The organism is Streptomyces sp. bgisy159 (assembly GCF_057707805.1).
In genome coordinates, this window is record NZ_JBYIQX010000020.1 from 123,805 (window position 1) to 134,886 (window position 11,082).

Below are 11,082 nucleotides of genomic sequence, written 5' to 3' on the forward strand. Positions count from 1 at the left end.
GCCCCTTGACTGAAGCGGCTGGAGTCTGACGCTCCAGGCTAACGCGGAAGGGCGTCCCCGGCCGGGGACGCCCTTGACATCCATGGCGGGCCGCCCTGAACATACGGCGGCTCTCGCCCGTACTACTGCGCGGAGGCGCCGACCGGAACCTCCATCAGCACGGTGCGACGGGGGTTGGCGGTCTGATTGGGCAGTTCGACGGAGTGCTCCGGCAGCTGCGGGGTCTGCAGCTCGTCGGCGTCCTTCAGGTGCGCCAGCGTGGTGCGTCGCGGGTTGGCGATCTTGTGGAACATCGGCGTCGTCTTCACTGTTGTAGTGGCCCTGTTCGTGTCGGGGCGCCCGCGCGGGTACGGAATCGCCCTCACGCGGGCACGGCTTGTCGGATTTGCCGTACCTGTAAAGCGACAGGCTAGACAGCGCATTCCCCGCGAACGGCACGGGGTGCCAGGGACGGCGTGTGAGTTTGCTCACGGATCCAGACTCAAACCGGTCAATTCAGACTCGCTCCCGAGTGCCGCGAAACGGACATTCTCCCCCTGAAGCTGCCATTCCGCTCCTGATCATGGCGACTGGGACACTCGGCACCCCTCACCGGTACGTCCCACTCTGTCCGATATAGCGATGATCCTTTTCTACGTCCGGTGACCCGGCCCTCACGTGCTGTCACGGATGTCACAACCTGACCAACCAGCCTTGTTGGAGATCCTGCACTGTGCTGGAATCTCACGGACCGCCGCGGGATCGAACCGGCGCGCATGGGGCGCACAGCAGCGCCGAGCGGCGGCGGGAAGGGGGAGCCAGCGCCGGTCACTCACGACCACCCGGGGGGCGTATTCAGGGCGCCCCTCACGACGCCGACACCGTCTTTCCGTTCACCCGGGAAGGCGCCTGGTCCAGAGGTTGCGACGCTAGTGCAGGGACGTTTCAAGAGGGATGGCAGCGCTTCGGCGGAGCCGGAGCCGCACGGCGGGACTGGCCCGATGGCCGGCAGCTCCTCGCCCCAGCACGCCCAGAACCAGGGCCCGTCCGGTGACGGTGCGGAGCGTTCCGGGCGCCCCGGCCCGAACGCCTCCTCGGCACCCGCGGGTCCCCCGCCCGCGACCGGGCCGGGCAAGGCCCCCCAGGGCGCGGGCGACCCCGGCCCCCGTGTGGCCCTGCGCAACTGGCGCATCTCCACACGACTGGTGGCGCTGCTGACGCTGCCCGTGGTCGCGGCCACCACGCTGGGCGCGGTCCGTATCAACCAGTCCATGGACGACATCGAGCAGCTCGACAACATGAAGCTGCTGACGGCCATGACCAAGCAGGCCACCGAGCTGGCCGCCAAGCTCCAGGAGGAGCGCGACGAGTCCGCCGGTGTGCTGGCGCACGGCTCGCGCGTGGCGGACATCAAGGGCCAGCGGGACGCCACCGACCGAGCCCTGACGACCTTCGTCGACGCCTCGGAGAAGATCGACGCCTCCAGCAAGAACGGCAACCTCCAGGGTGTCCGCGACAACCTGGTCGGCCTGGTCAGCGACCTCGGCTCCCTCGCCAAGATCCGCAAGTCGGCCTACACCGCCGAGGGCAACTCCATGCAGACGGTGGAGGGGTACCACCGTCTGATCAGCCGGCTCCTCGACCTCTCGCAGGACATGGCCGAGGCCACCTCCAACCCCGAGATGATCCAGCGCACCCGCGCCCTGGCGGCCTTCTCGTCCGCCAAGGAGTACGCGTCGATGCAGCGCGCGGTCCTCGCGGCGGCCCTGCCCACCAGCAACACCTCCTACGGCAACCTCTCCGACAACGACCGGACCTACGGCGAGATGGCCCTGGAGAGCCAGGACTCGCAGATCGCCATCTTCCGGAGCATCTACGGCGACGAGGGCGCCGAGGAACTGCTGCGCACGATCGAGCAGGGCAACACCACGATCGAGCAGGCCGACACCTACGCGACCCGCGCCTTCGCCTCCAAGACCGGTCTGCAGTCGCTGGAGAAGCGCTCCTACCGGGACTGGCTGGACGCCAGCACCACCAAGATCCGGCAGATGGCGAACATCGAGCGCACGCTGCTGGAGGACATGGAGCAGAAGGCGCGCGAGCTGCGCGCCGAGTCCGAGCGCGACGCGATCATCTCCGGTGCGCTGATCCTGCTCGTCCTCGGTATCTCGCTGGTCGGCGCTTTCATCGTGGCCCGGTCCATGATCCGCTCGCTGCGCCGGCTGCAGGAGACCGCGACCAAGGTCGCCTCGGACCGCCTGCCCGAGCTGGTCAAGCAGCTGTCCGAGGCCGACCCGCAGGACGTGGACACCTCCGTGGAGTCGGTCGGTGTGCACTCCCGGGACGAGATCGGCCAGGTGGCCGCGGCCTTCGACGACGTGCACCGCGAGGCGGTCCGCCTCGCCGCCGAGCAGGCCCTGCTGCGGGGCAACGTCAACGCGATGTTCACCAACCTCTCGCGCCGCTCCCAGGGTCTGATCCAGCGCCAGCTGTCGCTGATCTCCGAACTGGAGTCCCGCGAGGCCGACCCGGACCAGCTGTCCTCGCTGTTCAAGCTCGACCACCTCGCGACCCGCATGCGCCGTAACGGTGAGAACCTCCTCGTCCTCGCCGGTGAGGAGCCGGGCCGCCGGTGGACCCGCCCGGTCCCGCTGGTCGACGTGCTCCGTGCCGCCGCCTCCGAGGTGGAGCAGTACGAGCGCATCGAGCTGGCGTCCGTGCCGACCACCGAGGTGGCCGGCCGGGTCGTCAACGACCTCGTGCACCTGCTCGCCGAGCTGCTGGAGAACGCCACCTCGTTCTCCTCGCCGCAGACCAAGGTCAAGGTCACCGGTCACGCACTGCCCGACGGCCGGGTGCTGATCGAGATCCACGACACCGGTATCGGCCTCTCCCCCGAGGACCTCGCGGCGATCAACGAGCGGCTCGCCTCGCCGCCCACCGTGGACGTCTCCGTCTCCCGCCGCATGGGCCTCTTCGTGGTCGGTCGTCTGTCCCAGCGGCACGGCATCCGCATCCAGCTGCGCCCGTCCGACTCCGGCGGCACGACCGCGCTGGTCATGCTGCCCGTCGATGTCGCCCAGGGCGGCAAGAAGCCGCAGCCCAAGCCCGGCCAGGGCATGGGTGGCTCGGGCGGTCCGGCCGCCGCGCAGGCCGCCGCGGGCGCGGCGGCCGCCCGCCGCCAGAGCGGTGCCCTCGGTGGCGGCCAGGGCGCGCCCGGCGGTGCGCTGGGCGGTGCGCCGGCCGGCGCCGGTGGCCGCCTCGGTGCCGGGCAGGGCCCGCGGGCCGCGCTGCCCGGTGTGGGCCAGGACGGCCGCCCGGGTGCGCCGGGCGGTGCGCGCGGACCTCAGCAGGGCCAGCAGGGCCGGCCTCCGGCCGGCGCCGGCGCCGGTGCGTTCGGCCAGGGGCCGGGCGCCCCGCAGGGACTTCAGTCGGCGGGCACGGGCGGCTTCGACGGCCAGGGCCGGGACGCCTTCGGTGGCGCTTCCCGCGGCCCGGTGCCGCCGCAGCGCACCGGTGAGGACGCCGAGCAGGGCGGCGGGCGCCGTGCGCGTCGGCCGCAGCTGCCCGGCAGTGCCCCGCGCGGCGGTCCGCGCGCCGAGCTGCCGGGCGGCAACCCGCAGCCTCGGGTGACCGGCTGGGGCGACGAGAACGCCCAGCCGCAGGTTCCGCGCTCCCCGCTGGACGGGCCGCGCGGCCACGACGAGCCGGACGCCGCCGCCACCTCGCAGCTGCCGCGTCCGGACGACCGGCAGGGCCCCGGCTCCACGGCGGAGATACCGGCGGTCCCGCGGATGGACGAACGCCAGGCGTCCTCGGCCGACTTCGCGCGCTCCGGCGCGGACGGCTCGCAGCACACCGGTCAGTTCGCCGGCCCCGCGACGAACGGCCGACAGGACACCGGCCGGTACGAGCGGCCCGCGGACCGTCAGGACACCGGCCAGTACGCGCTTCCCGGTACGCCGGAACGGCAGGACACCGGCCAGTACCAGCGGCCGGGTGCCGACGGTCCCCAGGACACCGGCCAGTACCAGCGGCCGGGTGCCGGCGGCCCCCAGGACACCGGCCAGTTCCCGGCACCCGCGCGGCAGCAGGACGACTTCCTGAGGCCCGACGTCTTCGGCGCACCCGGCGGCCAGAACGCGCCGGCGAGCCCGGACCGGTTCGCCGCGCAGCCGTACGACAACGGCTCCACCGGTCAGTTCCCGGCCGCGGGCCAGGACGGCTCGGGTACCGGCCAGTACGCGCTGCCCGGCCGCCAGGACGCGTCCGCCACGGGCCAGTTCGAGCGGCCCCAGGGCGGCGGTTACGGCGGCCGACAGGAGCCGGAGGCGCTGCCGCCGGCCACGAGCGCGGGCGACGGCCGTACGCCCCTGTACGACACGCTGGAGACCAACTGGTTCCACGGCGGCGCGCAGGGCGGCCAGACCCCGGCCGAGCAGCAGCCGCAGGCTCCGCAGTCTCCCGCTCCGCAGTCCTCCGGGCCGCAGTCCTCCGGGCCCCAGCGGCCGGGTTCCGCGGCCTGGCGGACCTCGCCCAACGACGAGCTGGTACGGCAGGCCGAGCGGGTCCGCCAGCCGGCCGCGGGCGGGGTCACCACCTCCGGCCTGCCGCGCCGGGTACCCCGGGCCAACCTCGTCCCGGGCACGGCTCAGCAGCAACAGCACCAAGCCGGTCCGCAGGTCTCGCGCGCGCCTGACGACGTGCGCGGACGGCTGACCAATCTCCGTCGGGGCATCGCCCAGGGTCGTCAGGCCGGCAACGGCCAGACGGGCAGCCACCAGAGCCCCACTCACCAGCAGGAGCGTTAGTTGAGCCAGATGAGCCAGGCGGCACAGAACCTGAACTGGTTGATCACGAACTTCGTGGACAACACCCCGGGGGTGTCCCACACCGTCGTGGTGTCCGCCGACGGTCTCCTGCTTGCGATGTCCGAGGGCTTCCCGCGCGACCGCGCGGACCAGCTCGCGGCGGTCGCGTCCGGGCTGACCTCGCTGACGGCGGGCGCCTCCCGGATCTTCGAGGGCGGCACCGTGGCGCAGACGGTCGTCGAGATGGAGCGGGGATTCCTCTTCCTCATGTCCGTCTCCGACGGCTCCTCGCTCGCCGTCCTCGCCCACCCCGAATGCGACATCGGCCTCGTCGGCTACGAGATGGCACTGCTGGTCGACCGCGCGGGCGCCGTGCTCACGCCGGACCTGCGCGCCGAACTGCAAGGCAGTCTGCTTCACTGACCGCCCGGATCCAACCCACGTCACACAATCACCGTCCGGCCGCCACAGTCCCCCCACCGGCCCCGTCAGACGGCACGACTGACCGACTTGCTGTCCCGCCCGGAGGATTCATGACCCCGCCCACCGCCCATCATGATCCGTACGCCGAGTCGTACGGGGACGAGGGCGACCAGCCGCTGGTGCGTCCGTACGCGATGACCGGTGGCCGGACCCGGCCGCGCTACCAGCTCGCGATCGAGGCGCTGATCAGCACGACGGCCGACCCGGCAGCGCTCATGGGGCTGCTCCCCGAGCACCAGCGCATCTGCCACCTGTGCCGTGAGGTGAAGTCGGTGGCCGAGGTGTCGGCGCTGCTTGCCATGCCGCTCGGTGTGGCCCGGATCCTGGTCGCGGACCTCGCCGAGGCCGGCCTGGTCGCCATCCACCAGCCGGGTGGCGACGAGAACAACGGCGGCGCACCGGACGTGACGCTGCTCGAAAGGGTGCTCAGTGGACTTCGCAAGCTCTGACGGGGGCCGGGCCACCACCTCCGCCAAGATCGTGGTGGCGGGTGGCTTCGGTGTCGGCAAGACCACGTTCGTGGGCGCCGTCTCGGAGATCAACCCGCTGCGCACAGAGGCCGTGATGACATCCGCGTCGGCGGGTATCGACGACCTCACCCACACCGGGGACAAGACCACCACCACGGTGGCCATGGACTTCGGCCGCATCACCCTGGACCAGGACCTGATCCTTTACCTGTTCGGCACCCCCGGCCAGGACCGCTTCTGGTTCATGTGGGACGACCTGGTGCGCGGCGCGATCGGCGCGGTGGTGCTCGTGGACACCCGGCGCCTGGCCGACTGCTTCCCCGCGGTCGACTACTTCGAGAACAGCGGCCTGCCGTTCGTCATCGCCCTCAACGGCTTCGACGGACAGCAGCCGTACTCGCCCGACGAGGTCCGCGAGGCCCTGCAGATCGGGCCGGACACCCCGATCATCACGACCGACGCCCGCCACCGCGCGGACGCCAAGAGTGCGCTGATCACGCTGGTGGAGCACGCCCTGATGGCCCGCCTGCGGTAGGGATCAAGTGGTCCCTCGTGTACGGCAGTTGCCGTAGACCTCCAGGAGCCGGCTGTGGCCTTTGACACGGCCGGCTCCGGTGTTCATAACGTTTCGGCAGAGGAATCGGCCGATGCCGCCACACCGCGCGGTCGGTCGGTCTCGCTGTGCGTACGAAGGCCCCGTCTTTTGGCGGGGCTCGCTCTTTATGACCGTTTTATCTGGGGCTTACATCACATGGAACCAGCTCATCCCACTGTTTGGAAGAGACCTGGTTGACGTGCTGGAATGCCTGAACTGCCCAATAGTCAATGACGTACACATGGTCGATGGCTGATCGGGCTCTGAGAAACCGCGGCACGACGTAGGTGCCGACCGCCGAGAGGTTGTTGGTCGAGTGAGGCGAAGCAAGAACAGTCCCGAGCCGACGGCCCGGGGCAACTTCACCCCGCCGCCGCGCGGAGCGGCGCCCGCCCCTGGGTCCGGCTCGGAGCCCGCGGCCGCACCCGAGAAGAGCGGCGGCAGATTCGCCCCGCGCAACTGGCGGGTGCCCACCCGGCTGAACGCGATCCTGCTCATACCCGTGCTGGTCGGCCTCGTCATGGGCGGCTTCCAGGTCAAGAACTCGATCGACACCTGGCAGGAGGCCGAGGACGCGGAGAAGACCGCGCGCCTGGTCCGCGCCGCCCTCACCTACGCCGACGCCCTCTACAACGAGCGGGACTCCACGGCCGCGCCGCTGCTGAAGGGCAACGGCACGGAGGACGAGACCGTCAAGACGGCCCGGGCCGCCACCGACAAGGCCGCCGACGCCTTCGACGCGGCCGCCCAGGACATGCCGGACAAGCCGGGCCTGGAACGCCGGCTGAAGCTGTTCCGCGAGGCGGAGCCGAAGCTGCAGACGCTGCGCAGCGCCGCCTACACCACCAACCTCAAGGGCGTGCAGACCGAGGAAGGCTACGTCCAGATCTCCCACCCGCTGACCGAGTTCGCCAACGAACTCGGCCTCGGCACCGGCAACATCACCTCCTACGGCCGTACCGTCTACGCGATCACGCTGACCAAGAGCGCGCTTTCACTGGAGCGCTCCATCGGCACCCACCTGCTGGTCAACCCGGGTCCGAGTGCGACCGACCTGGCCAAGCAGCGGGTCGCGCTGAGCTCGTACGCCTACCTGGAGCGGATCGCCGTCGAGGAGTACATCGGCGGTGGCACCGAGGCCGACGCACAGCGGCTGCAGAACGCCCAGGCGGACATCAAGTCCAAGGCGGACGCCCTGGCCAAGGAGGCCGCGGCCAAGAACCCGGACTACGTCGCCCCGCCGTCCGACCCCACCGTCATGGTCGCCGGCATCTCCGGCCTGACCAGCACCGACTCCTCGGAGCGGGCCGCGCTCGCCGAACGGGGCATCACGCCCGAGAACTGGTGGGCGGTCACCACCCTGAAGTACGACGCCTACCGCCAGATCGAGTCGGACATGGCCGACCGGGCGGTGAGCGAGGCCTCCGACATCGCCTCCGAGGCCAAGACCGACGCCATCATCACCGGTGCCGCCGTCGTGGTGGCCCTGCTCGTCGCGTTCATCCTGGCCGGCGCCGTCGCGCGGCAGATGAGCCGCTCGATGCGCCAGCTGCGCAACGCGGCCTTCGGCATCGCCGAGCAGCGCCTGCCGATGCTGGTCGACCAGCTCTCGCGCACCGACCCCGGCCGGGTGGACACCCGGGTCGCCCCGATCCCGATCACCACCCGGGACGAGATCGGCGAGGTCGCGCGCGCCTTCGACCAGGTGCACCGCGAGGCCGTCCGGCTCGCCTCCGAGCAGGCCCTGCTGCGGGGCAACATCAACGCGATCTTCACCAACCTCTCGCGCCGCAACCAGTCGCTGATCGAGGGCCAGCTGACCCTGATCACCGATCTGGAGAACAACGAGGCGGACCCGGACCAGCTGGAGAACCTCTTCAGGCTGGACCACCTCGCCACCCGTATGCGACGCAACGGCGAGAACCTCCTGGTCCTCGCCGGCGAGGAGCCCGGCCGCCGCTGGGACCAGCCGGTCCCGCTGGTCGACGTGTTGCGGGCCGCCTCCTCCGAGGTGGAGCAGTACGAGCGCATCGAGCTGCAGGGCGTCCCCGAGGCCGAGATCCACGGCCGCGCGGTCACCGACCTGGTGCACCTGCTCGCCGAGCTGCTGGAGAACGCGACGACGTTCTCCTCGCCCCAGACCAAGGTCCGCGTCACCGCGACCCGGCTGCCCGACGGCCGCGTGATGATCGAGATCCACGACAAGGGCATCGGCCTGACCGCCGAGGACTTCGCGGAGATCAACCACAAGCTGGCCAACCCGCCGACCGTGGACGCCGCGATCTCCCAGCGCATGGGCCTGTTCGTGGTGGGCCGGCTCTCCGACCGGCACGGCATCCGCGTCCAGCTGCGTCCCTCCGGTGAGCAGGCCGGCACCACCTCGCTGGTCATGCTGCCGGACGCGATCACCCACGGCGGTGGCGGCGAGCCGCACACGGACCGCGACGAGTTCACCGTCTCGCAGATCATCCCGGAGCAGCAGCAGTACCCCGGCGTCGGCGAGGACTTCGGTCCCCCGATGCGCACGGCCGCCGAACTCGGCTTCGACGACAGCCGCTACGGCGACGTCCCCGACGACATCAGGGACCTGGACCCGGTGGGCCGCTCCCTGATGCGCGAGGAGCGCAAGGCGGCCCTGGAGACCCAGCCGCACGGTCACCCGGACGACCAGCAGGCGCCGGCCGCCCCGGCGGCGTACCCCGAGGGGTACGAGGCGCAGCAGCCCGACTACGAGGGCGCGCACACCGGCTACGACGATGGCGGCAGCGGCTATGGCGAGCAGGCCGCGGGCTACCCGGGCCCGCAGACGTACGAGGAGCCTCAGCAGGCGTCGTACGACGAGCAGCAGTACTACGCGCAGGGCGGCGACGACACCTTCACGTCCGGTGGCGGCTACCCGGAGTCCGGGTATGCGGAGCCCACGCACGAGGAGCGGGCGACGGCCGGTGCGAACCAGGCGGACGGCTTCCCCTCGTACGAGGAGCAGTCCTACCAGGACGACTGGCCGCAGCAGAACGACTACCCGGGTGGCTATGCGGGCGGCTACGCTCCAGGCGGCTCGGAAGCGGAATCCTCGCAGGCCGCTGACGCAGGTGAGCGGGACAGCGTAGGCTTCGACCGTCCGGGACCGGCCCCCTCCGCCGGCCACGAGCTGACCGACGCCGGGCTCCCCCGCCGCGGTTCCTTCGCGGCGGACGGTTCGCACGGCGCCCCGGGGCCCGTGCACCAGGAGGAGTCGGCCCCCGCTTCCGACGGCCACGGCGACAGCTGGCGTTCGGCGAACGACGAGCGCTGGCAGCAGGCCTCGCAGCTGCGGAAGCCGAAGGCGGGCGGGGTCACCTCCTCCGGTCTGCCGCGGCGGGTGCCCAAGGCCAACCTGGTCGAGGGTTCCGCCGAAACCACCCCCCAGGGAGGCCCACAGGTCTCCCGCGCCCCGGAGGACGTCCGGGGCAGGCTGAGCAACCTGCGGCGCGGCGTCCAACGAGGCCGCAACGCAGGCAGTGAAACGAACGGCCAGGGCTTCGGTCCTGACAGCACCTACAACCAGGAGCGTTAGTGTGAGCCCGATGAGCCAGGCGGCACAGAACCTGAACTGGTTGATCACCAACTTCGTGGACAACACCCCGGGGGTGTCCCACACGGTGGTGGTCTCCGCCGACGGACTCCTTCTGGCGATGTCCGAAGGCTTTCCCCGCGACCGCGCCGACCAGCTCGCGGCCGTCGCCTCCGGTCTGACGTCGCTGACGGCAGGCGCCTCCCGGATCTTCGAGGGGGGCAGCGTGAACCAGACGGTTGTGGAGATGGAGCGGGGATTCCTCTTCATCATGTCCATCTCCGACGGTTCGTCGCTCGCCGTCCTCGCCCACCCCGAGGCGGACATCGGCCTCATCGGGTACGAGATGGCTCTTCTGGTGGACCGCGCCGGCACGGTCCTGACGCCCGACCTTCGCGCGGAGCTCCAAGGGAGCCTTCTCAACTGACAGTCGGACGGTGCGTACACGCGTCCCGAGGCCGTAGTGTTTCGGGACGCGGCTCCCACCGGGATGGGTGCCAGGCACAGTCGGAGGAGGAGAGAACGTGGCAACACCCCCAGGCGGTTCGTCGGGTAACTGGTCGTACGGTCCTGGCCAGGGCCGGGGCGACGGCTCCGCGAACCCGTACGACTTCCCCTCCACGCCGAACCAGCGGCAGCCGTACGCGCCCCAGGGTCCGCAGGGCCCCGGGCAGTCTCCGTACGACCAGCCGCACTCGCCGCGCATCCAGCCCGTGCAGCCGCAGCGTCGCACCCCCGAGCCGGCGCCCGCCGGGGCGTCGAACAACCCCCTGGTGCGTCCGTACGCCATGACCGGCGGCCGGACCCGCCCGCGGTACCAGCTCGCCATCGAGGCGCTGGTGCACACCACCGCGGCTCCGCACCAGATGCAGGGCCAACTGCCCGAGCATCAGCGGATCTGCAACCTGTGCCGGGAGATCAAGTCGGTGGCCGAGATCTCGGCCCTGCTGACGATCCCCCTCGGCGTGGCCAGGATCCTCGTCGCCGACTTGGCGGAGGCGGGACTGGTCGCCATCCATCAGCCCGGCGGCGACGAGAACGCCGGTGGCCAGCCAGACGTGACACTGCTCGAAAGGGTGCTCAGTGGACTTCGCAAGCTCTAGCGGAGGGCCGGTTTCTCAGAGTCGCTCCACCACCTCCGCGAAGATCGTGGTGGCGGGCGGCTTCGGCGTGGGCAAGACCACGTTCGTC

At 71.2% G+C, this 11,082-nt stretch carries 8 protein-coding genes and 1 pseudogene; 8 read left to right on the plus strand and 1 reads right to left on the minus strand.

Going from position 1 to position 11,082, the window contains the following annotated elements; genetic code table 11:
* Positions 1 to 122 precede the first annotated feature (122 nt).
* The gene (locus tag AC3ET3_RS20640; RefSeq protein WP_432138938.1) at positions 123 to 308 is read right to left on the minus strand and encodes a hypothetical protein; all 186 of its coding nucleotides are present in this window, start codon (positions 306 to 308) and stop codon (positions 123 to 125) included.
* Between the two features lie 603 nt (positions 309 to 911).
* Here AC3ET3_RS20640 and AC3ET3_RS20645 point away from each other — a divergent pair.
* From AC3ET3_RS20645 to AC3ET3_RS20680, 8 genes and pseudogenes are all read left to right on the plus strand, one after another.
* Positions 912 to 4,790, plus strand: coding sequence for a sensor histidine kinase (locus AC3ET3_RS20645; RefSeq protein WP_432138939.1), 3,879 nt, complete (start codon positions 912 to 914; stop codon positions 4,788 to 4,790).
* Between the two features lie 9 nt (positions 4,791 to 4,799).
* Positions 4,800 to 5,213 carry a roadblock/LC7 domain-containing protein gene (locus AC3ET3_RS20650; protein WP_023546525.1) on the plus strand — a complete coding sequence of 138 codons (414 nt, stop codon included), beginning with the start codon at positions 4,800 to 4,802 and terminating at the stop codon, positions 5,211 to 5,213.
* A gap of 110 nt (positions 5,214 to 5,323) precedes the next feature.
* Positions 5,324 to 5,722, plus strand: a complete 399-nt coding sequence (locus tag AC3ET3_RS20655; RefSeq protein WP_073889866.1) for a DUF742 domain-containing protein — start codon at positions 5,324 to 5,326, stop codon at positions 5,720 to 5,722.
* Positions 5,703 to 6,278: a GTP-binding protein gene (locus AC3ET3_RS20660; protein ID WP_009190815.1), complete on the plus strand. Its 576-nt coding sequence runs from the start codon at positions 5,703 to 5,705 to the stop codon at positions 6,276 to 6,278. The genes AC3ET3_RS20655 and AC3ET3_RS20660 overlap by 20 nt, the downstream gene beginning before the upstream one ends.
* Before the next feature lie 376 nt (positions 6,279 to 6,654).
* On the plus strand, positions 6,655 to 9,894 hold the full coding sequence (locus tag AC3ET3_RS20665) for a nitrate- and nitrite sensing domain-containing protein (RefSeq protein WP_432138940.1): 3,240 nt from the start codon (positions 6,655 to 6,657) through the stop codon (positions 9,892 to 9,894).
* A 10-nt stretch (positions 9,895 to 9,904) separates the two neighbouring features.
* Entirely contained in the window at positions 9,905 to 10,318 is a 414-nt protein-coding gene (locus AC3ET3_RS20670; RefSeq protein ID WP_004983065.1) for a roadblock/LC7 domain-containing protein, read from the plus strand.
* Between the two features lie 97 nt (positions 10,319 to 10,415).
* Complete coding sequence (locus AC3ET3_RS20675; protein WP_432138941.1) at positions 10,416 to 10,994, plus strand: DUF742 domain-containing protein; 579 nt, start codon at positions 10,416 to 10,418, stop codon at positions 10,992 to 10,994.
* A pseudogene (locus AC3ET3_RS20680) lies at positions 10,975 to 11,082 on the plus strand (ATP-binding protein); the annotation flags it as partial. The gene AC3ET3_RS20675 and the pseudogene AC3ET3_RS20680, both read left to right, overlap by 20 nt.